Genomic DNA, 26,483 nt, shown 5'->3' with positions numbered 1-26,483 from the left:
ACCGAATCACCCGGCAATCCGGACGGTTTACTTCGTTTTTTCAGTTGACCAGTCCGGCAAACGGTTTCTTTGTTTCGTTCAACCAGACCTTCTGACGTCTGGCTCTTCATCCAACCAAAACGAAACCATGAAAACCGTCTTTCTGCTGAGTGCCATTCTGATCGCCTTTCTGGCCTGTAACGACGCCGTTACGCCCAACACCCCACCCAAAACCTACGATTTTTCGGCTGTAGACAAATACCTTGAGGAGAACCTCGGCGTCTATCAGGATAGCGTACTGGTGCTGGTTTCTCAAAACGGGCAGGTGATTTACCAGAAAGAAGTGAACCTGACCACGGGGACAAACCGGCTGATTGCATCGGCCTCCAAATGGCTGTCGGGCGCGGTGATCATGAGTCTGGTCGACGAAAAGAAACTGGCGTTGACCGATACCGTTGGCAAATTCCTGCCCATTTTTACAAAATACGGCAAGGGTAACATCACCATCCGGCAGTTGTTTTCGCACACCTCCGGTTTTCCGGGCGACTCCCCCGAGAAGTTTGAATACCGGCGCGACCTGACCCTGGCGCAAGCCGTTGATTCGCTGGCGGTCTATACCAAACTGACCAACCCGCCCGGCAAAGCCTTCAATTACGGCAGTGCGAGCATGCACGTTGCCGGACGAATTGCCGAACTGGTTTCCGGCCAATCCTGGCAGGTGCTGTTCAATGAGAAAGTGGCGGTTCCCTGCGGGATGCAGGCGACGTATCTGCTGACAAGCCTGAAAAACCCGCTGATCGCCGGTGGTGCCCGAACCTCCGCCCGCGATTACCTGAATTTTCTGGAAATGATCAACCAGAAAGGGGTGTTCAGAGGCAAGCGGGTTTTGAGCGAGCAAGCCATCACGGAGATGCTCAGCGACCAAACCGCTGGTGCGACGATTCAGGGAACGCCCTACCCCACCAACCCGTATTCGCCCCATCCGACGACCGGCGTTCGCTACGGCATCGGAAACTGGCGGGATGTGGTGGATGCCTCCGGAAAGGCCCTCGAAACCAGCAGCCCCGGCCTGTTTGGCGCGCACCCCTGGCAGGATTCCAAAAACAACGTGACCGGTATTATTTTCACGCGCACCACGACCCGGCAAAGCGCCACCACGAGTTTAAAAATCAGGGAGATGATCCGGACTATTGTTGAGAAATAAAGGAAACCCCGGTTTTAAAACGGCAGCGCAGGCAAACGGACAGAAACCGTGGTACCCTGATGAGGCACGGACTGAATCTGAAGAACGCCCTGGTGCAGGCTGACAATCTTTTCCGCCAGTGTGAGTCCCAGACCAAACCCCTGAATACCGCCCACGTTACCGGCCCGCATCATCGGCAGAAACACATCGGACAACTGCGCTTCGGGAATGCCGATGCCCTGATCGATGACATCGATAACGACCCAGGAAGGCTGGTAGGTCACCTGAACCTGCACCGGCTGGTGGCTGGAATATTTACAGGCGTTGTCGATGATGTTGATCAGGGCCGTGCGGAGCAGGCTGTTGTTGCCGACTACCTTGATCACCGAACTGCTCTCCGTAAAAATATCGGTCAGTTGGAGTTCAATGGCCTGTTCGGGGTATTTTTCCTGGAAATAGGTAACGGTATCTAAAATGGTGTCTACCAGATTGATGTCTTCCAGCAGCCGCGACGGATTCAGTCCTTCCACTTCGGTTAACCGCAGCAGGGAGTTGGCCAGGTCAATGGCACCATCCAATCGAAACAGGGCTTTCTCGATGCTCTGGTGGGTGGCTTCCAGCGTCTGATCATAGGCCAAACTCGTTTCCAGCATGCCTTTGACCACCGTCAGGGGCGTCCGAATTTCGTGGGAAGCATAGCCGATAAAATGCTCGTGGCTCAACGCCAGTTGCTGCAACTGGCTCAACAGGTCGTTGAACGAACCGGCCAGATAGCTGGCTTCGTCGGGCTGGGGTTCGTGAATCAGCCGAAACGAGAAATCATTGACGGTAGCCGCGTTGATCTGGCGAATGAGCTGGTCGAACGGGTACATGGCCCGGCTGGCAAATAAAAAACCGGCCAGCACAATCACCACCAGCGAAAGGAAATTGCCGCCGATCAGGATGGCCACCAGATTCCGGCTGGTCTGCCGCCCGCTCAGGTCATAGGCCGTCACAATGGCAACGTAAACCTGATTTTGATGTCGGAACGAGAGCGCAACCCCTTCCTTCGGGGCCTCCCATTCCGGGCTTTTATAGGTAAAATACACTTCGTCGCGCCGGGCCTCCTCAAGCAATTCGGGCGGTGGCGGGTAATCGTCGGGGCCGGTCGAGGCATAGATCCGCTGGTTTTGGTCGTCAAAAAGCGTTTCGTGCTGCTCGGGTAAGGTCAGGTAGGTCGATTGCTGAAATTCGCTGCGGTTCAGAAAATAGGTTTGAGCCGCCAGGGCCCGGCGCTGCAACCGGGTCTTCATCAGCGAACTCCGGTAGGATTCGTAGGCCTGAAAAATAAACACGGAGAACAGAATGAGCAAAGCCGCCACCAGCAGACCAAACGCAATGGTTATTTTCTGCTTGATGCTCATGGTTCAGCGCCGATCATATACCCGACCCCAAAGACGGTATGCAAAAGCTTCGGTTCTACGGTGTCGATTTTCCGGCGCAGGTAGTTGATGTACACATCCACGACGTTGGTGTTGGTGTTAAAATGCACATCCCAGACATTTTCCTGAATGCTCACCCGGCTCACCACCCGCCCCTGATTGGCGAGCAGATACTCCAGCAGAGCATATTCGCGCGCCGTCAGGCTAATGCGCTGTCCCGCCCGCCAGACCTGGTGCGACTGCGTATCGAGTTCCAGATCCAAAAGTTGAAGCCGCTGGGGCAGCAACGGGCGGGGCGAATTCCGCCGGGCGAGGGCTTTCAGCCGAAAAAGCAGCTCTTTAAATGCGAACGGTTTGGTCAGGTAATCGTCGGCTCCCGATTCAAATCCCAGCACTTTGTTGTCCAGACTCCCCAGCGCCGTTAGCAGAATAACGGGAATGGCCGGCCAGTTCTGCTTTATATACCGGCACAGATCGTAGCCATTCATGCCGGGAATATTGACGTCCAGCACGACCACATCAAACCGGTGTTCGTTGACCAGACTCCGGCCAATAACGCCGTCGAACGCCATCGAAACCGAGATTCCTTCAGACTGCAATCCTTTCTGGATGAACTGCGCCAGTTCAACATCATCTTCTACAAGTAAGACATTCATAGGCTGTCTACCGTCTTTTTTAGGCTAAATGTAGCAACAAAGTAACCAATTCAGGGGGTTGGCCCGGACTCTAACCAAATTCTAATAAGTCACTAATCAGCCTTTAATGGAAGGGGTGGTTATTTTGAAAAGGAATTGTTGCGACCCGTACAGCCTGATTCTTATTTTGAAACGCACTATGATTCAACGTCATCTGCTTGCCTTTGTATTTTTGCTGGGAAGTTCTCCCCAGTTGTTTTCCCAGACGCTCACGCTGGAGGGAGCGGTTGAAGCCTCCTTTGCCCAATATCCCACGCTGGCGGCCCAGCGATCAGCACTGGAAGCCATCCGCGCCAACGTCCGGGTGGTCCGCGACAACCGACTGCCCAATGTCCGGCTGCACGATCAGATCAACATCGGAACGGCCAACGGGATTTCGGGCTCTTATTTTTCCCTGGGTCTGATCGTGCCGACCTCGGGCGGACGCCGGGCCGAAAACCGCCCGGATCTGGCGTCGGGCAATGTGGCGCTGGCCACCGCCGACTGGGAAATCTACAACTTTGGCCGGTTTTCGGCGGAAGACAAGCTCGTTCGCAGCGATGTCGCCGTCAGCGAAGCGAACCTCCAGCGCGAGCAGTTCGGATTGCGCCAGACGGTCATCAGCAGTTACCTCGATTTATACTGGACGGAGCAGAATCTGCTCATCGAAGAGCAGAACCTGGCCCGGGTCGATACCGTGCGCCGGATCATCGTCAACCTGGTTCGCAACGGCGTCAAGCCCGGCCTGGATTCTTCCCTGGCCAACGTCGCGCTTTCCCGCGCCCGGCTCGCCTACCTCCGGATGCAGGAAGAACGCCAGCGCGCGCGGGTTCAACTGGCCACGCTGACGGGTCGACCGGCCGAAGAGGTAAAAATCGATACCGCCTTCCGGGTGGGGCCTTTGCTGGTTCCGCTTTCAACTTCGCTCACCCCGCCGACGCATCCGCTCCTGCGGGTTCAGGAACGACTCGTCACCCGGCAAACCGCCGAAATCGACCTCATTCGAAAATCGGCGCTTCCGCGAATCTCGCTGCTGGCGGCCACCTGGGCGCGGGGTTCCAGTCTGGACGTCGAAAACAACTTTGGCCCGGTGGCGAAAGGGCTGGCCTATAGCCGCACGAACTACCTGCTCGGCATTGCCGGAACAGTCAATCTGATGGATTTCCGACGGGCCTCTCACCGCATCAAGCTCCAGCAATTCCGGATTGAGGAAGCCCGCAACCAGTTGGCCGTTGCGAAGCTGCAACTTCAGAATGCGGTGGGGATTGCCGACGCCCAGCTTTCCGTCGTCCAGAGCGAACTGACCGAACTCCCCTACACGCTGCGCTCGGCCCAGGATGCGTACAACCAGCGGTTTTCGCTCTACAACAATGGACTGGAAACCATTTTGAGCCTGACCGACGCCCTGACGCTGCTCACGGCGGTGGAGAAAGAAGCCGTGCAGACCCGCGCCCAGGCCGTACAACTCCGGTTGCAGCGCGCCCAGGCGACCGACAATTTTGAGGAATTCTATTCGCTGTTCCGGCGCTAACCCAACCTAAATTTTCTGCTTATGTCTTTATTAGCAACGTCGTTGAAACGCCCGATTGCGGTTTTGGTACTTGTTACCGGAGTCGTTGTGTTTTCGATTCTGTCGGCAATGCGGATTCCCATCGATATTTTCCCGCGCCTGAACTCCCCGACCATTTACGTGATCGAACCCTATGGCGGGATGTCACCGGCGCAGATGGAGGGTTTCTTTGCCACCCGGATGCAGGACCAGTTTCTGTACATCGGCGGTATTCGGGAAATTCAGAGCCGCAGTGTGCAGGGGCTAACCATCGTAAAGCTGGCTTTTTATGAAGGTTCCGACATGGCCCAGGCAGCCGCCGAAGTGGCCATCCAGGTAAACCGGGCCATGAAGTTCTTCCCGCCGGGCGCACTGCCCCCGCAGGTGGTGCGCTACGATGCGTCGTCGGTGCCGATCGGCGATCTGGTGTTTTCGAGTAAAACCCGTTCACTCGCGGAAATTCACGAACTGGCCGTAACGCGCATCCGACCCCTCTTTTCCACCGTGCCGGGCCTGACGGCTCCGCCCCCGATTGGAACCAACTCCCGCACGATTGTCATCAACCTGAACCCCGACAAAGTCCGGAGCCTGAACCTCTCGCCCGATGAAGTGGTGGAAGCGCTGGCGGCCAACAACGCCATGACACCTTCCGGCAACATCCGGATCGACAACACGACCTACATCACCACGCTGAATTCGCTGGAAGACCAGGTGGCCGATTTCAGCCGGATTCCGGTCGTGACGCAGGGACACCGCACCGTGTTTCTGGGCGACGTGGCCACCGTGCTCGACGGCTCGGACGTCACGGCCGGGTATGCGCTCGTCAACGGCAGCCGCTCGTCGTACATCCCGGTTGTTAAAACCGCCGATGCCTCGACCTGGGATGTGGTTACGCGGCTGAAGGCCAAACTGCCCGAAATGCGCGGTCTGCTCCCGGACGATATTGAGGTGAATTACGAATTCGATCAGTCTGTGTTTGTAATCAATGCCGTTGAAAGTCTGCTGTTTGAAGGCGGGCTTGGGGCTATTCTGACGGGTCTGATGGTGTTGCTCTTTCTGGGCGACTGGCGCTCGTCGGTCATCGTCATCATCACGATTCCGGTTTCCATCATTGCCGCCGTATTGGGATTAAGTCTGGCCGGACAAACGATCAACATCATGACGTTGTCGGGGCTGGCTTTGGCCATCGGGGTGCTGGTGGATCAGGCCACGGTGACGATTGAGAACATTCACCAGCATTTGGAAATGGGGAAAACCCGCAAGCAGGCGATTTTCGATGCCTGTAAGGAAGTTGCCCTGCCGTTATTGCTGATCCTGCTGTGTATTCTGGCGGTATTTGCCCCCTCGTTCATCATGACGGGCGTTCCCCGGGCCATGTTCCTGCCCCTGTCGCTGTCCATCGGTTTTGCCATGACGGTTTCCTATTTTCTGGCCCAGAGTCTGGTGCCGGTACTGGCCAACTGGCTCATGAAAGACCACGTTCACAAACCGGATCACGAAGCGAAAAAACCTGGCTTTTTCGAGCGGGTTCGTGTCGGTTTCGTGGGGCAGACGGGGCGGCTGCTTCGGCGCAACGGACTCATTCTCACCTTGTATTTCGTCGGCGTTCTGGCCCTGGCCGGCGTCGGTTTCGTATTGATCGGGAAAGACATGCTGCCCGTGACCAACTCCGGCCAGATGGTGATCCGGATGAAAACGCCCGACGGCACCCGGCTCGAACGCACCGAAGAACGCGTGGGTGAACTCCTGGCGCTGGTCGATGAGGTGTCGGGGGGAAACCTGGCGGTTTCGTCGGCTTACGTTGGGGTGGTGCCGACCAACTACGCCACCTCCAACCTCTATGTGAATACCAGCGGAACCAACGATGCGGTTATTAAAGTCGGACTGACCAAGGGCTTTCACACCAACATGCAGGACCTGAAAGAGCGCATCCGGCTGGCGGTTCAGGACCAGCTTCCCGACCTCACACTCTCATTCGAACCCGCCGATCTGACCGAAAAGCTCATGAGCGGGGGCGCCAGCACGCCCATCGAGGTGATGGTGGCCGGGCGTAACATGAAACAAATTGCGGGATATGCCAACCAGTTGGTCGACAGCCTGGCCGAGGTGCCGTATCTGCGCGACGTCCGCATTCTTCAGCCGCTGAAATTTCCGGTCATCAACATCACGCTCGACCGGCAGAAACTGGCCATGATGGGATTGAACCTCCAGCAAGCCGCCCGGTCCATTACCGCGTCTACTTCGTCAAGCCGGTATACCGAAAAAAACCAGTGGCTCGATAAACAGTCGGCGTACACCTACCAGGTGCAGGTACAGATTCCGGAATATGACATGCGCAACATGACGCAGTTGGAGTCAATTCCGCTGGTATCGGGTCAGACACGGCCTGTTCTGGGCGATGTCGCCACGTTTTCCATCGACACCCTGCCCGGCGAATATGACCGCATCGGCCCCCGCCGGTTCGTAACGGTTTCGGCCAATGTACACCACCGCGACCTGGGTACGGCCACGCAGGCCGTGGAAGCCACCATTGCCAAACTGGGCGAAACCCCGAATGGACTCATCACGGAGGTGAAAGGGATGTCGTCGCTGCTGACCGAAACGCTCGACAGCCTGCAACTGGGGTTGGGCATTGCGGTGCTGGTCATCTTTCTGCTGCTGGCGGCCAACTACCAATCCTTCAAGCTGTCGTTTGTGGTACTCAGCACCGTACCTGCCGTCATCGTGGGGTCCATTGGACTGCTGCTGTTGACGGGCAGTACGCTCAACCTGCAATCGTACATGGGCATCATTATGTCGACCGGTATTTCCGTCGCCAACGCCATTCTGATCGTCACCAATGCGGAGCGGCTGCGGTGGGAATACCGCAACGTGACGCGGGCCGCCATCGACAGCGTGGGCCTGCGACTCCGGCCTGTTCTGATGACCTCGTTTGCGATGGTGGCCGGTATGGTGCCCATGGCGATGGGTACGGGCGAGGCTGGGGAGCAGGTGGCTCCGCTGGGCCGGGCCGTGATTGGCGGACTGATCGCATCGACCCTGGCCGCGCTGTACATCGTGCCGCAGGTCTACGTCTGGTTGCAGCGAAACACAAATTATGTTGACCCATCCCTGTTGCCCGACGACACGACTGCCGATCATCCTGACGTTGAGACTCCCGATTTTGAACCCCAAACCGTTCATCCTTAAGCGTATGAAAATCATCGAATATAGTCGTCTGCTGGCCTTGCTGGGCCTTTGTACACTGAGTAGCTGTAACTCGTCGGACTCGGGGCAGACGGTTCTGAAAAAGAAGAAGACCACCAAACCCGTGGCCGAAACCCAATACCGCATTGGTGCCGTGTCGCGGCAGCCGGTGGGGCAAACCGTGCAACTGCCGGGCGAATTTCACCCCTACCAGGAAGTTACCATCTATCCCCGCGCTACGGGTTTTGTGGATCGGGTGCTGGTCGACCGGGGTTCGGCGGTTCGCAAGGGTCAGGTGCTGATGACGATCGATGCGCCTGAAACCGAAGAGCGGCTGGCGGCTACCCGTTCCAATTCGCTCAAGGCCCAGGCCCTGCTGGTGGCCAGTCGTGAGCACTACCGGCGGCTGGTGGCCAGTAACAAGGTCCCCGGTTCCGTATCGGCCCTGGATCTGGAAACCGCCCTGGCGCGGGTGCAGGCCGACAGTGCATCGTTGCTGGGCGAAGAAGCCAATTACCGCGCCATGGCCAAGCTCAAATCCTATCTGACCGTTGCGGCTCCGTTCGATGGGTTCATCACCGAGCGGAACGTTCACCCGGGGGCGTTGGTCGGAACCGGTGCGCGGCAAGACCGGCCCATGCTGGTGCTGCAACAGCAAAACCGCCTGCGGCTGGTTTTCGATGTTCCCGAGACCTACAGCAGCCAGCTTCGGAAAGGTGAAGCGCTGGCGTTTACGGTCAGTGCCATGCCGGGGAAGGTCTTCAAAGGAAAAATCAGCCGCCGGTCGGGTACGATGAATCAACAGTTCCGCTCCGAAACGGTGGAAATCGACGTAGACAACCAAAACCGCCAGCTTCAGCCCGGCATGTTTGCCGACATCAGCCTGTCGGCCACCGGAACGCCCGGTGCGCTGGCGGTTCCCACGTCGGCGGTTGTTGCCTCTACGGAGGGGCAATACGTCATCAAAGTTGAGGACGGCCGGGCCAAGCGCGTAGCGATTCGGCGGGGCCAGAAATCCGGCGACATGATTGAAATTTTTGGTGATTTACGCGACAACGACAAAGTCATTTTCAACGCCCGGGAAACCATCAAAGAGGGAACGGCGATTCAGTAGAATGAGTGGTCCGGCAATTTACCGGACCGACCTACGCCAGCGAATACGGTTTTGGTAAACCTTTTCAGGCCATGATCCTTTTTATCCTTTTAACCACACTGGCCGTAGGCATTTTTTGCTTCATGGTGGGGCAATATTGGGAACGAAAAAGGGATAAACGCCTGAAAAACAAAATCCACCTCGGAAATACCGGGATGGATGCCGGTTACCGCCGAATCAAGAAAGAGCTGGATCAGTTGCTGCAGCTTTATAAACAGGGTGCCCTGTCGGAAGAAGAGTATTTTCTTCGGACGGATGCGTTGATCGATGAACTGGCCCGTTTACTGGACGCCGGTTCAACGTCCAGTCGTCCGTGAGACGGCGTTCAAAATCCAGTCGTTATGCGCAACACGCATTTTATCATTTTACTATGTCTAGCCGTTCTGCTTTCATATGTATTTGACCTGTTGAGCCGCCGATACCGGATTCCGTCGGTGCTGTTGCTGCTCGGCACCGGAATGCTGCTTCGTCAACTGGCCGACTACACCGGTTTCCAGATCCCGTTGCAGAACCGGCTTCTCCCGGTTCTGGGTACGCTGGGATTGATTCTGATCGTGCTGGAAGGGGCGCTGGAACTGGAACTGTCGCCCGACCGGCTGCCCCTGGTTCGGCGGGCGTTTCGGGCCACCGTGCTCACCATCGTAGTTTCTACGCTTGCCATTGGCCTGTTTCTGAGCCAATGGCTTCAGCAACCGCTTGTCAACGGCATTCTGGCCGCCGTTCCCTTTTCGGTCATCAGCAGCGCCGTAGCCATTCCCAGCGTCCGGATCTTCCCGGCATTCAGCCGCGAGTTCGTTATCTACGAATCCTCGTTATCGGACATCATCGGGGTGATGGTTTTTAATTTTATCATCTACAACATTCCGGGGGGCTGGTGGTCGATGCTCGCCTTTGTGAAGGATACGGCCATCATGTGCGGATTGTCGGTGGTCTGCTGTTTTCTGTTGCTGTATCTCATCAGCAAGATCAGCCACCCGGTCAAATATTTCCCCATCGTTGCCTCGCTGGTGCTGTTCTACGCCATTGGCAAACTCTACCACCTTTCGTCCCTCCTGCTGGTACTGGTGTTCGGGCTGTTTATGAACAACACGGAATTATTCGTCCGGGGCCGTCTCAAGCGACTGCTCCACAACGAGTTGTTTGAACAGGAACTGACCCAGATCAAAAACCTGACCGGCGAAACCGCTTTTCTGGTCCGCACCTTTTTCTTCCTCCTGTTTGGCTACGTGACGGATTTGCCTTCGCTCTTCGACACAACGGCCCTGCTGGGCAGTCTGGGCCTGATTACGATCATTTTCAGTCTGCGGTTCTTTCTGTTCAGAACCCTGGGCGATCGACGCCTTTTTGCGGTGATCCCGGTTGCACCCCGGGGCCTGATTACGGTGCTGCTGTTTCTGAGCATTCCGGGATCGCTGCGTCTCAAAGGTCTTCCTCCCGGAATGCTCATGCTAACCGTTATTCTGTCGGTGCTGATGATGACCGGGGGCATGTTGCACTACCACTGGCAGACCGGGAAACCACTCGAACCGAAACTTTAAAAGATGCGTCAGGTTATACGAAGTACGATGGAACAACCCAACAAACTTCCCACCAAAACGCCGGGACCCGCCGATTACCTGGCCAACGAACGAACCTTTCTGGCCTGGATACGGACCAGCGTAGCCCTGATGGGCTTCGGGTTTGTCATTGTCAAATTTGCTCTTTTTATTCGCCAGCTCAGTGTTGCCCTCGGCGAAGGAACGGTTTTGCCTTCAAAAGGGTATTCGGCGGTTATCGGTGTGCTGATGGTAGCTCTGGGGGCCGTCCTGGCACTGCTGGCTTTCTTCCGGTACCGATCGGTCGAAAAACAACTCAACGAAAACGTTTTCTTCCCCTCGCAACGGCTTTCACTCCTGCTGACCCTGAGCATCGTGATCGGGGCGATTCTCCTGATACTGTATCTTTTACCCGGTATTTAACCCCGGCTGCCGTTCAAAACCGGGCAGTGTCCAGCGACGAGAACAACAGGTGCCGCAGAAAGGTCAACAAGGGATCTTTGCTTTCAATCCGGCCAGGCGGCTCAACCCCGAAATCGGTCAGCGCTGGCAGGTGTTGCATAAAAAACGCCTGATAATGAGCGGTTTCAATCAGGGAGCTGGCGCGCGACCGGGCGTAGGGATAGCCGGGACGGTATTCCAGAATGATGCCGGCAATGCGGCTGCATAAATCTTTGTACGGTTTGAACAGTTGCTCCCGGTTGTCTTCCGTCACATGGTGGGTCAGATACGCCTTGCTCGCTTCCTGAATCACGATGCTGTGCAAAGCCGGAATATCCATGTCGTCTACCGCTGTCGATATATGAAGTTGCGACAGGTCTTTCAGCAGCAGCAGCTTCAGAATCCGTTCCAGTTTCTCCCGCGAATCGGTCAGGTTGTTGGTCTGAAACAACACCTGATATTCCAGCCATTGCCAGTACCAGGCCACCAGATAGACCAGCAACCGGTGTTTGTTTTCAAAATACCGGTAAATACTGGACTCTTTGGTGCCGATCCTGTCCGCCAGCTTGCGGAAGGTCATCTCTTCAAACCCAATTTCGGCCATCAACTGAATGCCCTGCCGAACAATCCGGCGACCCAGTTCCGAGCCCTCCGGATCGCGCAGAAAAAGCTTCTCGTTCATCCGAACCACTACAGTATATTCCATTTAGCGCGTCTATTTACTGTGTAACAGAAAATAACTTCACAAAGAAACAAACTTTCAGGAATAAAAGTTATGTTTGCAAGAATGATAGTTTTACTATCAGTTAAGAAAGCAATTTTATGGCAACTATAAATTCATATCAACAACCTCCACCAACCCCCACCCAACGGCTTCTCCGGCTGCTCGGAACTGAAAAAAAAGACATTGGGTACATTTATCTCTATGCCCTGATTACGGGCTTAATCAGCCTTTCCCTGCCGCTCGGTATTCAGGCGGTTTTCAATCTGGTGTCCAGCGGGCTGGTTTTCAGTTCGGTTTATGTCCTGATCGGTCTAGTGGTGGTGGGTGTGCTGGCGGCCGGGCTGCTGGTGGTGGGTCAAATGACGCTGGTGGAAGTGCTGCAACAACGCATTTTTGCCAAAGCAGCTTTTGAGTTTGCCTACCGGCTCCCCCGAATTGAGCCCGAAGCACTCTCGGCTTACTACCCCCCCGAGCTAATGAACCGATTTTTCGATGTGCTGACGCTTCAGAAAGGATTGCCCAAATTATTGATTGACCTGACAGCGGCCGCCATGCAGATTTTGTTCGGGATCATCCTGCTGTCGTTTTACCACCCGGTTTTCCTCGGATTTGGGCTGTTCACCCTGCTGGTCATTTTAGGCGTTAGCTGGATCTACGGCCCCCGGGGCATTCGCACGAGCCTGGATGAATCCAAATACAAATACAAGGTGGTTAGTTGTCTGGAAGAATTCGCCCGCGATCTCCCCCGCTACCGCCACCAGAATGACCCGGAGCCAATCGACCGAATCGACGAATTGGTGGCTAATTATGTATCCAACCGCAATTCACACTTTAGCGTCCTGAAACGGTTCTTTTACAGCGCCATCGCCTTCCGGACGCTGATCACCGGTGGTCTGCTCATTCTGGGAACTTCGCTGGTCATCAGCCGGGAAATGACGCTGGGCCAGTTTGTAGCCGCCGAACTGGTGATCGTCCTGATTTCCGGATCGGTAGAGAAACTGATTTCGGGCATCGACACGGTTTTCGACATGCTGACCGCCGTCGAAAAAATTGCCAACGTAACGGATTTACCACTCGAAACCGAACCCGCGCCCCATGCTTAACTTATCCAACCAGCGGGTTGATGAGGCACTGTTCACCCATTACCCGCTCAAAACCCTCCGAACACTTCCCCAGCCCGACAGCGGTCGGCGGCTGGGTCGCTGGATGCTGGGCATGTTACTCGTAGGCCTGTGCGTCATGTTTCTGCCCTGGCAGCAGAACCTCAACGGCGAAGGAACCGTCACGGCACTGACGCCCCAGGATCGCCCGCAAACCATCCAGAACGCCATCGCCGGCCGGATTGAACGCTGGAAAATTCAGGAAGGCCAGTACGTTAAAAAAGGGGATACGATGCTGGTCATCTCCGAAATCAAAGACGAATATTTCGATCCCAGACTTCCCCAGCGGCTCGACGAACAACTCGACGCCAAACAAGGCAGTCTGGAAGCCACCGATGCCAAAATCTCCGCCCTCGACGGACAGATTACCGCCCTCAAAACCGGGTTACAGGTCAAACTGGCGTCGGCCCGGAACAAGATTCGCCAGAGCGAATTCAAAGTGACCAGCGACAGCACGGACCTGCTCGCCGAACGGAAGAATTACCAGATTGCCCTCGACCGGCTGGAGCGTTACGAGAAAGGTTACAAAAACGGTCTGTTTTCACTCACTGACCTCGAATCCCGGCGGCTGAAAGTGCAGCAGGACTACGCCAAGGTGATTGCGTGGGAGAACAAACTCAACGTCTCGCGGCAGGAACTGGTCAACGCCCGGCTCGACCTGAACACAATTCAGGCCGATTACCAGGAAAAAATTGCCAAAGCCCTCTCGGATCGCAGTTCGGCGGTTTCATACCGGGCTGAAGCCGACGGTGAGATTTCCAAAATCCGGAATAAAATCAGCAGTGTGGACGTTCGGCGGGGGCTCTATGTGGTGCGCGCTCCGCAGGATGGCTACGTGGTTCGCTCGTTGAAATTCGGGATTGGCGAGACCATCAAGGAAGGCGAATCCATTGCCAGTCTGCAACCCGCCAACCCCTCCATCGCCGTCGAACTCTACGTTCGGGCGATGGACGTGCCGCTGATTCAGCGCGGGCGCGAAGTCCGGATTCAGTTCGATGGCTGGCCAGCCATTCAGTTTTCAGGCTGGCCGACGGTGGCCGTCGGTACGTTCGGGGGTGAGGTGGCCGTGATCGATGCCGTCAGCAGTGTCAATGGCAAATACCGCCTGCTGGTGCGGCCCAAAGCCCGGCCCAGCGACCAGCCCTGGCCCAAACAGTTGCGCGTTGGCTCCGGTGTGTATGGCTGGGTGATGCTCGACGACGTACCGATCTGGTATGAAATCTGGCGGCAGCTGAACGGTTTTCCGCCCAGTTTGAAAGAAGAACCTAAAGAGGAAAAGAAGGCATGAAACGTCTCATCCTACTCTATGGGCTCTTGCTGGGTGGCGCGGTGTCCGGCACAACATTCGGGCAAACTCCGACGCCCTCCCCGGATACGACGGTTTTTTCGGCAGCCGATTTCTACCGGGTCGTTTCGCAGCACCACCCGATTGTCCGGCAGGCGGCTTTGCTGAATGAGGAAGCCCGGCAGGAAATCCGCCAGGCGCAGGGTGCGTTCGATCCGAAGCTGTTTTCGGCCTATGACCGCAAGGAATTCGGCAATAATCTGTATTACGACAAGTGGCAGTCCGGGTTGGCGGTACCGATTTTGCCGGGCGGCATCGACGTCAAGATGACCTACGACCGCAACCGGGGGGAGTATCTGAATCCGGAATACCTGGTGCCGTCTTCCGGATTGGCGGCTGTGGGTCTAAGCGTCCCGATCGGGCAGGGTTTGCTGATCGACGCCCGGCGCAATGCCTTGCGTCAGGCGCAGTTGGCGGTCAATCTGGCGGATGCCGATCGGTTGAAACTGATTAACAAAACGCTGTTCGATGCGGCCAAAACCTATTGGGACTGGTATATGACCTATCAGCAGTATCAGTTGATCCGGCAGGGATACCAACTGGCCGACACCCGGTTTCGGGCGATGCGGGAACGGGCCGCCCTGGGCGATGTCGCTCCCATCGATACCACTGAAGCCCTGATTACGGTGCAGGACCGGCTGGTGCAACTCCAACAGGCGGAAGTCGACTGGCAGAACGCCCGCTTGCGGCTGACGGCTTTTCTGTGGATCAGCGATGATGCGAATACCCCGCCCAAACCGGTTGACCTGCCCCTGGCGGTAGTGCCGCAGACCGCTCCGCTTGATCGGACCACCGAAGCCCAACTGCAAAACCTGCTGAGTCGGGCGGCAGAACAGCACCCTGAATTGCTGAGTCTGGCGGCCAAAGGGCAGCAGCTGGCGGTGGAAGAGCGGTTTCGGCGGTCGTTGCTGCAACCCCAGATCACACTGAATGCGAGTCTGTTGAGCCGTACACCTTTGCCGGGACTGGGTTACGATGGCCCCAGCTACTACGCTTTTCGGCCCGAAAACCACAAAATCGGTCTGGATTTGACGTTTCCGCTCTTCCTGCGCAAAGAGCGCGGCAAGCTTCGGCAGGTGCAGATCAAAAGCCAGCAGTTGAACCTCGAACGGCAGCAAACCGGCCGTGACATTGCCAACGATGTACAGGCCGCCTGGAACGAACTGAAAACGCTGGAGGGGCTGATTGCCGTTCAGCAACAGACGGTTACCAACCAGCAAACGTTGGTGCGGGCCGAGCAGCAGAAGTTCGACATCGGTGAAAGTTCGCTGTTTCTGATCAACAGCCGGGAAACCAAACTGATCGATTTGCAGGTCAAACTGGAAGAACTGCGGGCCAAATACCAGAAAGCCGTAGCCGCCCTTTGGTACGCAGCCGGAACCAACTCGGGATCGTTGTAATGATAGATCACGACGGGATTCATTAATTGCGGGTTTGATCAATTTTAGCCCTACAATATGATTCATCCCTACGGGATTGGCCAATCCCGTAGGGATGAATCATATTGTGGCACCCGGTTTCGACCGGGGGAAAGGTTGAAATGACCTTAAGATCAATCCCGTAGGGATGACTCATCTTGTAGCCCCCGGTTATCTACATGAAACGTGAACCTACCGCACATACCGGTTGAACTGCAATCCCTGCCCATACACGGCCGTGACCAGCAATGGGTCCACGCCTTCGCCGGAAAGCACCAGCGATTTCCGGGCGTCGCCGGTAATGCGCAAACCACTTTCGCGGGGCATGAGCGGTTGGAAATTTCCGTGTCCGTCACCCAGCAACACCAGCCCGAACGAAGCATCCTGGCGCCCCATGTTGACTTCGTTCGGGTAAAAATTGCCGGTCAATACCGCATCCAGCTTGCCATCGTGGTTCACATCCTGCGGAATAATTTCAAAAACCGGCGATTGCTGCGCCAGGCGCGGCAGGGGCGTTACTTTAAATTCGCCATTGCCCAGATTCTCGATATAAGCACTTTCCAGATCAGTAGCCTCCACCTGATAAGCTCCGTCGAGGTCGTCGCGGGTCAGTAACTCGTCAAACGTCACCTTCGCATAATCGGCATACCGCTGGTATTTACGCCGGAACTGAATCACCTGCTGGTTGAGCGCGTCGCGGGGAATGGCCGGATATTGAACGCCCTTGATGAAATACCCCATCAGCGGATCGAACGTGCCGTCTTTGTTAAAGTCTTTCGCGATCATCCTGATCGGCTCTTTCTCCGACGCCCGGTAAAGCGTATTCAGCCCTTCGTTGCCGGCCATGTAGTCCAGATCACCGTCGTTGTCGAAATCGCCCTGCGCGAGGGAATTCCACCAGCCGGTACAATGGGTGAATGACGGTCCGCCGTTGCGGTGAATGAGCGAATGAGTGAATGTTTTGCCAGTGCTATTTTTTAACAGAGTTAGGGGCATCCATTCGCCGGAGAGGAGCAGGTCGGGCCACTGGTCGTTGTTGGTGTCGGTCCAGAGGGCGGTGCAGACCAAACCGGCTTTCAGTAAATCGGGGCAAAGCTGGGCGGTGACGTCCGTAAACTTGCCTGAACCGTTTTTGGTGTCGTTGCGGAGCAGATAACTGCGGGCCGGAAGCGGGTACTGACCGGGAATCTGCCGCCCGCCGACGAACAGATCAAGATCGCCATCGCGATCGTAATCAGCCGCCACCACGCAGGAACCGCTGCCCGACACATCCGGCAAAGCAGTCGCCGGGGCCGGGCTGAAACCGCCTTTACCGTCGTTCACGTACAACCGATCCTGGTAAAAGAGTTTGTCGGACGCAGGCCGTTCAGCTCCTCCGCCCACTACGTACAAATCCAGGTCTTTGTCGCCATCAACATCGAACAACAGGGCGGCAGTATCGTCGTGATTGGGGTGAATCGGAAACGTTTTTTTGGTAAAACCGCCGGTCTGGGTCCGAATCAGAAAACAGGCTTCGCTGCCCCGGTAGGTGCCGCCCACAAAGCAATCGTCCAGACCATCGCCGTTGATGTCGCCGGAGGCCAGCGCAAAACCGGTGCGCGACAGCATTTTGTGCAAAGCCGCCGTCTGTTTGAAATCCACAAATCCCGAAGACCGGTGCTGAAAATCCAGCGAAATCTGATCCGTCACGTTCGCAAAAAACGGGTTGCCGGTTTTCGGAGTAGCTTCAATGACGCCTTTTTGGGCCTGACTGAACCGAAGCCTCAGGCGTTGGTTCGCCGGAATCCGGTACTGCTTTTCGGACGAGCCGCCCGGCCATTCCACCAGCAACGAATCGATCATCGCCGATTTTCCGAGTCCAAAATGCAACAGCGGCTCGACGGAGGACTGAAAACCGCGCACCACCGAGAGTTCGGCGTATTGCAGTTGTCCACCCGCCCAAAGCGTTACTTTGGTGCCAATGCCCTGCCGGTTTCCTGGTCGGCCTTCCAGATTGATGGATACATAGTGCGCCGGATTCTGCTGCTGCGCCCGGTTTTGGTAGACCAACGCTTCGGAATCAATGGTGTTGACGACCAGATCCAGATCGCCGTCGCCGTCCAGATCGGCATAAGCCGCGCCGTTGGAATACGACAGATCGGCCAGGCCCCAGGCCTTCGAGACATCTGTAAAGGCCAGATCACCAGCGTTTTGGTACGCGTAATTCGGCACCTTCACCTCCGGCACTTTCTGGATCAATTCCTCGCGTTTGTCCTTCTGAAACTCCGCCGTACCGAATCCGGAAAACTCCTCGGTAAACTGAATAAAATCGCGGTCGGTGACATCCCGGCGGTAGCCGTTGGTAATGTAGAGATCCTTGCGACCGTCGTTGTCATAATCGGCCATCAGCGCGGCCCAGCTCCAGTCGGTTTTGGCAACGCCCGCCAACAGCCCGATTTCACTGAACAGCGGCACCGTATTTTTCCCCGCTTCGCTCCTGTCAACGCCCAGATTCAGTTGCAGTGAATTGCGCATGTACTGCATCTGATACCGGTACGGTTCCGAAATGCTGAGTTCCTTGCGGTCGTAATCCTGCCCGGCCAGCATCGTTTTCTGCCGCGCGTTTTCTTCCGGCAACATGTCGAGCTGGAAAATATCGGGCAAACCGTCGTTGTTAAAATCGGCCACATCGACGCCCATGCCGTACAGGCTCGTATGCGCCGTGGCCTGTCGAATCACATTGGTAAAAGCGGGGTTCCGGGGGGCGGTTTTTCCCGTATTCAGATACAGAATGTCGCTGCTGATGAAGTCGTTTGAACAGTAAATATCGGGATACCCGTCTTTATTGAGGTCGCTGATGGCCAGGCCCAACCCCAGTCCTTCGTAGACAATACCGGCCTCGCGGGAAATATCCTTGAAAACCGGGTGGCCCTGCGGACCACCGCCGTCGTTGCGGTACAGTTTGCCGGTGCTGGGATACGAACCGTCGTTGATGGTGGGCCGCAAATAGTTTGGATTTTGCAGATCGGGGCCGGTATTGAGCAGATAGGCATCGAGATCGCCGTCGAGGTCGTAGTCGAAAAAGGCGGTTTGGGTTGTAAAGTTAGCATCCGCCAGACCGTAGGCTGCGGCCATTTCCCTGAAAACCGGGTGGCCATTCTGAACACCCTGATTGATGAACAGCAGGTTCTCCAAATGCGGCATGGCCGGGTGTTTGGCCACGCTGACGTAGATATCCAGCCAGCCATCGTCATTTACGTCGGCCATGGAAATACCGGTACACCAGCGGTTGGTGGTCAACCCGGCGGCTTCGGTAACATCTTCAAATTTCCAGTCGTGCGTCGTCGAATCGATGCGGTTCAGATACAGCTTGCAACTGACCTGATTGCCGCCGAAAAACACATCCGGTTTGCCGTCGTTATCCACATCGCCGACGCCGACGCCCCCGCCGTTGTAGAAATTGGTGAATGAAAACGCGTTTAACGAATCGGTGGGCTTCAGGGTATTGGCAAAGGAAATCCCGGTCTGACCGGTCGGCATTTGTTCAAAAAGCGTCGGCTCCGACTGTCGGCAGGCCGTACATCCGATGATCAGCAGAAGAAAAAGCCGGTATAAAAGAGAGGAAAAACGCATGGATTTCACGGGCAATAACGACGGGCTGAAAGCGAATAAAGCGAGGAGCAAGCGGTTATTTACCGTTGCCCCCCGCCTTCTATACTACTTCATCAGGTTAACTCTCAAAAATCAATACCCCGGGTTTTGATCAGTTGGCTCAATTTTCGGGTTATTGTCCACTTCCTGCTGCGGAATGGGCAGCAATTCGTGCTTATTTTTCTGGAAATACGTAAATGGCTCGGTTTTCAGTTTACCCGCCTTCCGCCAGCGCAGAATGTCGCGGTTGCGAATTTGCTCACCACTCAGTTCAACGCGTCGTTCGTGCATGATGGCCGCAAAAACCTGATCTTTCGTGCTCACCGGATAAGCCGCCGTCGGATAAGCTGGCATCGCCACACTCTTGCGGGCGCGAACCATGTTCAGGTATTTGACCGCTTCCGTGATGGACCCGATTTCGTTTTCTACCTCGGCCATCGCCAGCAGGGTTTCGGCATAGCGCATGATCCGCTGGTTGATGCCGCCGGTCAGAAACGTCTGATCGGTTTTATACATCAGCGAGAATTTCCGCCAGCTTACCTTCATCGTTTTGCCGTCGACCACCGACGAGTTACCGTTTTGGGCGGCATCCGTCAGCACGTTTTTGTCCAGATTGTACTTGTCACCGGTTACGTAAAACGATTTGGCAAACCGGGGATCGGTTCCGGTAGCGGTTTTCTCGAATTCATTCAACAGGCTGTTGGATGGAATCACGTTCCGCCAGCCGATGGCCGAATACTCCTGCGTCCGCACGGTTTCGGTGCCGGCGGTCGCACCGTTTCCGTCGGCATCCCAGTTGTAGTTTCCACCCGCCGGGAAGAAATTGATTTCGAAGATAGACTCCTTGTTGAACTCGGTTTCCTCGATAAAATTATCCGAAAACTCATCCACCAGACTGTACGTACCTGAGGTGATGACTTTTTGCAGTTCGACCTTCGCATTCGTATAATCAGCCTGTTGCAGATACACCCGGGCCAGCAGCATCTGAGCGGCTCCCTTGGTGGCCCGGCCCTGGTTGTCGGCATTGTAGGTGGCCGGCAGGGCTTCAGCGGCTGCTTTCAGGTCGGCGATGATAAAATCATACACCTCTTTTTCGGTCGAGCGGGGCAAAGAGCCTTCCACCGATGTCACGTAGCTTTTGTACAGTGGAACACCGCCCCACATCGTTACGAGGTCGAAGTATGACCAGGCACGCAGGAAGCGGGCTTCGGCCAGCAACCGGGCTTTGTCGGCCGCCGGGATGTCGGTCACTTTTTCCGACAAATCCAGCACGACGTTGGCCCGGTGAATCAGCCGGTAAAACCCCTGCCAAACCGCTCCCATGACGGAATTGCCGGTATCGTGGCTTCCGAGCAACAACTGGTTGCGGGGCGTTTCGAGTTGGCCGCCACCGGCAGCGACGTCGTCGCTGCGCAAGTCCTGGAGGAAAAACCACTCCCGCGAGGTGAGCGCATTGGCCTTCGCCATGGCATACACGGCGTTGACCGCACTGCTCAGTTCGGCGCCGTTTTTATAGAAGGTGTCGACCGTGACACCATTCGGGTTCAGTTTGTCCAAATCACTTTCCTGACAGCCTGCCATCAGACCCAGAAAAAGCACCCCGGATAAAAGAAATTTATTTTTCATCAGAATCTTTCGTTTAAATCTATTCACTGAAACATCGCCGGTTGGATCAGAAACCGATATTCAAACCGATCAGGAGCGTCCGGGGCTGCGGATACTGGCCGTAGTCGATCCCGTTTGTCAACAACTTGGTATTGTCACCCGCCGTTCCGTTGATCCCGATTTCCGGGTCCAGACCGCTGTATTTGGTAAAGGTCAGCAGGTTGGTCGACGAAACGTAGACCCGGGCTTTTGTCAACGTATTCATGGTGAGTTTACCCAGGATCGTTGCCGGAATGGTATAACCGATGCTGATGTTTTTCACCCGCATGTACGAACCGCTTTCGATAAAACGATCGGATGTCCGGCTGTTATTGTTCGGATCACCACTGATGGCCCGGGGCACATCGGTACCGGTGTTGGTCGGGGTCCAGGCATCCAGCACACCTTTCCCGGCGTTGAACAACCGCAGCATTCCTTCTTCAATCACTTTCGTTCCGTTGTAGATTTTATTCCCCTGAACGCCTTGCAGATAAACCGTTACGTCAAAGTTTTTGTAATTGGCTCCCAGATTGACTCCGTAGCTAAACTTCGGAATGTAACTACCCAGGTAGGTTCGGTCATTGGCATCGATAATTCCATCGCCATTGATGTCCTTAAACCGAATATCACCGGGAGAGGTGTGTTTGGTCGCATCGTATGCTTCCCGGGAGTCGGGACGGTTTTGACGGGGCGCATTGAATACCTCATCGACGGTCTGGAAAATACCGTCAACCTGCCAGCCATAGAACGATTGGATGGGCTGCCCAGCTTCGGTTTTTGTAATATCGAAACCACCAAAATCATCGTTTTTACCGGAATAGAGCGTGGCACTCGGCGTCGCCAGATTGGTGATCTGGTTACGAGTTACGTCCATATTGGCCGATACATTCCAGCGGAAATCACCTTCGTTCTGGCTATAGCCCACCTGGAACTCGTAACCCCAGTTTTTCATGCTCCCGATGTTGGCCAGTGGTGGAGACGAATACCCGATGGAATTGGGAATCGGGACATTCAGCAACAGTCCGTCGGTTTTCCGGTTGTATACTTCCGCCGTGAAGGTCAGTTTGTTGCTCAGCAGACCCAGATCGACCCCAACGTTGGTCATGGTCGTGGTTTCCCACTTCAGGTTTGTGTTGCCCAGAGCACTAAAATACGAACCCAGAACCTTGTTGGCACCAAAGACGTAGTTGGTGTTGTCGGCCGAAATCAGTGATTGCCAGGCGTAACTTCCGATGCCGTTGAAACCGGTCTGCCCGATGCTACCCCGGATTTTTAGTTCCGAGATGGCGGGAACCGATTTCATAAACGCTTCTTCGCTCACCCGCCAGCCCAGGGAAGCCGAAGGGAAGGTACCCCATTTGTTGCCCGGCGCAAAACGCGACGAACCATCCCGCCGAACCGAGGCACTGATCAGGTATTTACCGGCAAAATCGTAATTGACCCGGCCGATGTAGGAAATCAGGCTGCTTTCGTCGCGGGTACTCGTCACACCCGGATTGGAAATACCCTGCAACACATCGATGTCGTTGTTCGGGCGGAAACCGTTTCCGTTCAGATTTGAGCTCCGGAAGTTCTGTTTTTCAGCGACGGCGGTCACGTTGACGTAGTGTTTGCCAAACGTTTTGTCGAAGGTCAACTGGTTGGTCAGGATGGGTGAATAATAGGAAGAGCGATTGTCCTGAATTTCATTTTGGACCCGACTCTTATACCCATCGTTGTAAATCGGAAAGATGTTGGTACCGATATTGGTAACGACATCCGCTCCAAAGCTGAACCGGTATTTCAGGAAACTGGTGAATTTGATTTCCGTAAACAGGGTTCCCAGCAACTTGACGCGCTGCGTATAACTTTTATCCTGCAAGGCAATCCGAACCGGGTTGTCAGGGTCAGTCCCATCGGCCGCGGTTGGCGAACTGTAGCCGCCCACTTTCGTCGGATCAGAAACCGGCCAGTAGGGCAGATTCCGGATGGCCTGCATGATTGCCGTACGACCGCCACCGAATCCCTGCTCACCGCGCATCTTGTCGTAGGAGAACATCAACGTCTGACCAAACGTCAGGAACTTAGTCACCTGGTGATCTGAGTTCAGACGAACATTGGCCCGCTTGTAGTTGGTCCCGATCAGAATCCCTTCCTGATCGAAATACCCGGCGGAAGTAAAGAACCGGGATACATTGTTACCACCCGATACCGAGAGCTGGTGTTGCTGAATCGGTGCCGTACGGAGCAGTACATCCTGCCAGTTGGTGGCCGTTTGAGCAAAAGTCTGTGTTGCGCCCGTATAAATCGGTGTGTTCAGGTTGCTCAGGCGGCTGGGCATGGCAATCCCGGCATTGCCCAACAGTGCCGTGGCATATTGGGTATATTCCTGTGTATTAAGCAGATCGAGTTTTTTCCAGGCGCTCTGGGTCCCAAAATAGGTATCCAGACTCACGTGCAGTTTACCGTCTTTCGAGCCTTTTTTGGTCGAAATGATCACGACCCCGTTCGACGCCCGCGAACCGTAGATGGCCGCAGCACTGGCGTCTTTCAACACTTCCAATGATTCGATGTCTTTCGGGTCGAGGTTGTTCAGATCACCCGATGGCACGCCGTCGATCACATACAACGGCCCGGATGCGTAGTTGATGGAACCGACCCCCCGGATGCGCACGATCGGCGACTGGCCGGGGCTCCCGTTGTTGACGACCCGAACCCCCGGCACCCGGCCCTGCATGGCCGACTCGGCACTGATCACGGGCAAAGCCGTTAGTTCTTTGGGCGTTACAGACGAAACCGCGCCGGTTACCGAAGCCCGTTTCTGAGTTCCGTACCCTACAACGATCACCTCTTCCAGTGCCCGCTCATCCTGCACCAGCGACACATTCAGCATGGTCTGTCCGTTCACCTGCATTTCTTTGGACGCGTACCCGACAAAGCTGAAAACCAGCGTGGCATTGGCGGGGGCATTGATGGAAAATTCACCCTGCCCGTTGGTAGTGGTTCCCCGCGTCGATCCTTTGATCACCACACTCACGCCCGGCAATCCTTCGCCGGCAGCATCCGTCACTTTCCCGCGAATGTCTTCCAAAGCCCGCTCCGCCGAAAGAACCGAATATCCGATTCGCTCCAGCTTGGTGATGTTCAGGTCGGCCGACGTTACGGGTTCTGTACCGGTTTGTGGTTCGAAGACTTTCTTTTCAATCTGATTAATTTTTCGAAAAAACCGGGTACCTTTTTCTTTCGTTGCGACAATGACGTAGAAGTTGGACTGAATCTTCTCGAAAGTCAACCCTTTGTCCGACAGCAAATTCGTTAACGCTTCTTCCACCGTCCGATCCCGCCGGCCGGTCATCACCACCTTCGTATCGACCAGATCCGTCCGGTAGATAAACGAAACCCGGTAGTGCTTTTCCAGTTCCGACAAAGCCGCCTTGAGTGTAACCACCGGCGCGGCAATGTCTTTCTCCTGTTGTCTTACCCGCTGCCCGTTCGATGCAATCAGTTGAGCGTAGGTCGGCAGGGTTCCGACCACTAGCACTCCCCACAGAAACAAGACTATTTTTTTCATGCGTATATAGGTTATTCAATTAGAATATAGTTGGATTTTCGGGTAATTTTTAAGTCAAAGAGGCCGGAAAGCCCTTTCAGAATCGTGTCGGCATTTTGGCCCGGAATGGTGCCGGAAAACTTTTGTTGCAGCAAGTCCCGGTCCCGGATTTCGACCTCCAGACCGTAGGTATCTTTCAGAAGCTGGGCAATTTCGGCCAGGGTGGTTCCGTCAAAAATCAGCTTGCTGGTGCGCCAGGACGACTGGGCCACCGCATTGACGGGCTTTTTATAAAAGTCCTTTGTTTGCGTATCCGCGTAGAACATTTCCCCGGGCTTCATTTCCAGGTGGTTGCCGGGTTTATCAGAAACCCGCATCTCGATACGGCCTTCGTTCAGCACCACCTTCGTCCGTGATTTGCGGGTGTAGACATTGAAACGCGTCCCCAGCACTTCGACGTTCATCTGGCTGGGCAGATGCACCTGAAACCGCTGGTGATTTTGGGTGTGAACGACTTCGAAAAAAGCTTCCCCTTCTACCCAGACTTCGCGGGGGCGGTCGGCCTGCCAGTGGTCGGCAAAGCGGATGGAGGAGTTTCCGTTCATCGTCACGACCGACTGGTCGGGCAACACCACCCGGCGGGTCTGGCCGAAATCGGTATGCAGGGAAAGCAGTTCGGGGGTGGCGGTTTTGCGGTAGAAGAAGAGCGAGCCGGTGGCCAACAGGAGCACGCCAATGGTAGCCGCAGCCATCCAGGTCCAGCGCGGTCTCATTCGGCGAAAGGGGGATTCGGTCCGGGAGCTGGCTGCGTTGCGCTTCGTCGACTGGATCCGGCTAAACAACCGCTGGGCGTCGAGTCGCTCGGCGGCATTGAGCGGAATCGCAGCCGGTTCGGTCAGGTCAGCGTCGAGCAGTTGCTGCAACTGGCGTTGTCCGTTAACTGTTGCCAGATGCAACAAAACGATCCGAGCTTCCTCCGGAGTACACTCATTCCGTACGTACTTCTGTAGAAGTTGTGTATCCATTAAGTATTAATAGCGATTAGGAAATGTTCTATCCATTCCTAATTAGATACACATAAGCAGACCGGAAGTATTACTGATCGGAGAAAAAATATTAATTGAATAAAAGAAAAAGGAAAACCGGAAGAATTCCTTCCAGGTCGGCGTGTTTGTTGAGGTAGTCTTTTAAAAACCGGGTAGCCTGTGTAAATTGCGACTTAACGGTATTAACCGAGATGGATAATTGTCTGGCAACCTGCTCATTGTCCAGGCCACTGAACACCCGCAACCGGAACACTTTTTCCCGTTGGGGCGGTAGTTTCTGCATCCCTTGCTCCAGAATAGTCCCATATTCCTGCAATTGAAACGCGTCGCTGGTGGTATCTTCCCCGTTGAGTTCTTCCATTTCGGCAGAAAGATATTCCCAGATTGACTGGTGGTTGTCGCGAATCACGTTCAGGACGTGGTTCTTCATGGAAACCGACAGGAAGTTTTTAATGGAATACGACTCATTCAGGGTGTCGCGGTGGTCCCAGAGTTTGAGGAAGATGTCCTGAACGGCATCTTCGGCCAGGTCCGGATTCTTCAAAAACTTGATTCCAATCGCGAGCAGGTGTTTGTAATAGCGATAGAAAATTTCCTCAAAAGCATTTTCGTCACCCGTTTTTAACCGAAGGGTGATCTCCTTTTCAGCGTCTTGACCCAACCGGATGGGTAGTTTTCGAATCCGCATGAACTGACCTTTTGGCTATTTTCGATAAAAGAGATGGAATGCTTTGTAACCAATAGCTAAAGTAGGCATTAAAACCGTACTATTCCAATAAAAAATTCTCTTTAAGCCAAGTATATTGTCAATTTAACACTTATTTTTTCAAGAATAATTCAACTGGTAATTACTTAATCGAATAAGC

General features: G+C 55.1%; 18 protein-coding genes. 10 read left to right on the top strand and 8 right to left on the bottom strand.

Annotated elements, in window-relative coordinates:
- Window positions 1-127 precede the first annotated feature (127 nt).
- Window positions 128-1,183, top strand: coding sequence for a serine hydrolase (locus FH871_RS10620; RefSeq protein ID WP_138991404.1), 1,056 nt, complete (start codon window positions 128-130; stop codon window positions 1,181-1,183).
- A 14-nt stretch (window positions 1,184-1,197) separates the two neighbouring features.
- On the opposite strand, the gene FH871_RS10615 is transcribed toward FH871_RS10620, so the two are convergent.
- Together FH871_RS10615 and FH871_RS10610 are read right to left on the bottom strand one after the other, a co-directional pair.
- Window positions 1,198-2,565 (bottom strand): HAMP domain-containing sensor histidine kinase, encoded by a 1,368-nt coding sequence (locus tag FH871_RS10615; protein ID WP_138991403.1) that lies wholly within the window; start codon window positions 2,563-2,565, stop codon window positions 1,198-1,200.
- A complete protein-coding gene (locus FH871_RS10610; RefSeq protein WP_138991402.1) occupies window positions 2,562-3,239 on the bottom strand; it encodes a response regulator transcription factor in 678 nt (225 codons plus the stop codon). Before FH871_RS10610 ends, FH871_RS10615 begins: the two co-directional genes overlap by 4 nt.
- Window positions 3,240-3,417: 178 nt before the next feature.
- Here FH871_RS10610 and FH871_RS10605 point away from each other — a divergent pair, with 178 nt between their 5' ends.
- The 6 genes from FH871_RS10605 to FH871_RS10580 all read left to right on the top strand — a co-directional run bounded on the left by FH871_RS10605 (window position 3,418) and on the right by FH871_RS10580 (window position 11,103).
- Entirely contained in the window at window positions 3,418-4,788 is a 1,371-nt protein-coding gene (locus tag FH871_RS10605; protein ID WP_171062818.1) for a TolC family protein, read from the top strand.
- Window positions 4,789-4,809: 21 nt separating this feature from the next.
- On the top strand, window positions 4,810-7,995 hold the full coding sequence (locus FH871_RS10600) for an efflux RND transporter permease subunit (RefSeq protein WP_138991400.1): 3,186 nt from the start codon (window positions 4,810-4,812) through the stop codon (window positions 7,993-7,995).
- Between the two features lie 4 nt (window positions 7,996-7,999).
- Window positions 8,000-9,106 carry an efflux RND transporter periplasmic adaptor subunit gene (locus FH871_RS10595; protein WP_171062817.1) on the top strand — a complete coding sequence of 369 codons (1,107 nt, stop codon included), beginning with the start codon at window positions 8,000-8,002 and terminating at the stop codon, window positions 9,104-9,106.
- A gap of 71 nt (window positions 9,107-9,177) precedes the next feature.
- Window positions 9,178-9,462 carry a hypothetical protein gene (locus FH871_RS10590; protein ID WP_138991398.1) on the top strand — a complete coding sequence of 95 codons (285 nt, stop codon included), beginning with the start codon at window positions 9,178-9,180 and terminating at the stop codon, window positions 9,460-9,462.
- Window positions 9,463-9,552: 90 nt separating this feature from the next.
- Window positions 9,553-10,683, top strand: a complete 1,131-nt coding sequence (locus tag FH871_RS10585) for a sodium:proton exchanger (RefSeq protein WP_138991397.1) — start codon at window positions 9,553-9,555, stop codon at window positions 10,681-10,683.
- Between the two features lie 3 nt (window positions 10,684-10,686).
- A complete protein-coding gene (locus FH871_RS10580) occupies window positions 10,687-11,103 on the top strand; it encodes a YidH family protein (protein ID WP_212768213.1) in 417 nt (138 codons plus the stop codon).
- Between the two features lie 13 nt (window positions 11,104-11,116).
- On the opposite strand, the gene FH871_RS10575 is transcribed toward FH871_RS10580, so the two are convergent.
- Window positions 11,117-11,827, bottom strand: coding sequence for a TetR/AcrR family transcriptional regulator (locus FH871_RS10575; RefSeq protein ID WP_138991396.1), 711 nt, complete (start codon window positions 11,825-11,827; stop codon window positions 11,117-11,119).
- 116 nt (window positions 11,828-11,943) lie between these two features.
- On the opposite strand from FH871_RS10575, the gene FH871_RS10570 reads away from it, so the two are divergent.
- The 3 genes from FH871_RS10570 to FH871_RS10560 are packed head-to-tail and all read left to right on the top strand — an operon-like array spanning window position 11,944 to window position 15,750.
- Entirely contained in the window at window positions 11,944-12,948 is a 1,005-nt protein-coding gene (locus tag FH871_RS10570; RefSeq protein ID WP_138991395.1) for an ABC transporter transmembrane domain-containing protein, read from the top strand.
- Window positions 12,941-14,293, top strand: coding sequence for an HlyD family secretion protein (locus FH871_RS10565; RefSeq protein ID WP_138991394.1), 1,353 nt, complete (start codon window positions 12,941-12,943; stop codon window positions 14,291-14,293). The genes FH871_RS10570 and FH871_RS10565 overlap by 8 nt, the downstream gene beginning before the upstream one ends.
- A complete protein-coding gene (locus FH871_RS10560; protein ID WP_138991393.1) occupies window positions 14,290-15,750 on the top strand; it encodes a TolC family protein in 1,461 nt (486 codons plus the stop codon). The genes FH871_RS10565 and FH871_RS10560 overlap by 4 nt, the downstream gene beginning before the upstream one ends.
- A 210-nt stretch (window positions 15,751-15,960) precedes the next feature.
- Here FH871_RS10560 and FH871_RS10555 read toward each other — a convergent pair whose 3' ends face one another.
- From FH871_RS10555 to FH871_RS10535, 5 genes are all read right to left on the bottom strand, one after another.
- Window positions 15,961-19,380 (bottom strand): VCBS repeat-containing protein, encoded by a 3,420-nt coding sequence (locus FH871_RS10555; RefSeq protein ID WP_138991392.1) that lies wholly within the window; start codon window positions 19,378-19,380, stop codon window positions 15,961-15,963.
- A gap of 111 nt (window positions 19,381-19,491) precedes the next feature.
- A complete protein-coding gene (locus FH871_RS10550) occupies window positions 19,492-21,024 on the bottom strand; it encodes a RagB/SusD family nutrient uptake outer membrane protein (RefSeq protein ID WP_138991391.1) in 1,533 nt (510 codons plus the stop codon).
- A gap of 46 nt (window positions 21,025-21,070) precedes the next feature.
- Window positions 21,071-24,592: a SusC/RagA family TonB-linked outer membrane protein gene (locus FH871_RS10545; RefSeq protein ID WP_138991390.1), complete on the bottom strand. Its 3,522-nt coding sequence runs from the start codon at window positions 24,590-24,592 to the stop codon at window positions 21,071-21,073.
- A gap of 11 nt (window positions 24,593-24,603) precedes the next feature.
- Window positions 24,604-25,596: a FecR domain-containing protein gene (locus FH871_RS10540; RefSeq protein WP_138991389.1), complete on the bottom strand. Its 993-nt coding sequence runs from the start codon at window positions 25,594-25,596 to the stop codon at window positions 24,604-24,606.
- A 91-nt stretch (window positions 25,597-25,687) separates the two neighbouring features.
- Complete coding sequence (locus FH871_RS10535) at window positions 25,688-26,305, bottom strand: RNA polymerase sigma-70 factor (protein ID WP_138991388.1); 618 nt, start codon at window positions 26,303-26,305, stop codon at window positions 25,688-25,690.
- Window positions 26,306-26,483 lie beyond the last annotated feature (178 nt).

It is taken from the genome of Larkinella sp. C7, assembly GCF_006149005.1.
GTDB lineage: Bacteria > Bacteroidota > Bacteroidia > Cytophagales > Spirosomataceae > Larkinella.
The sequence above is the reverse complement of the archived record's forward strand: the minus strand, read 5'-3'. Positions and strand labels throughout refer to the sequence as shown.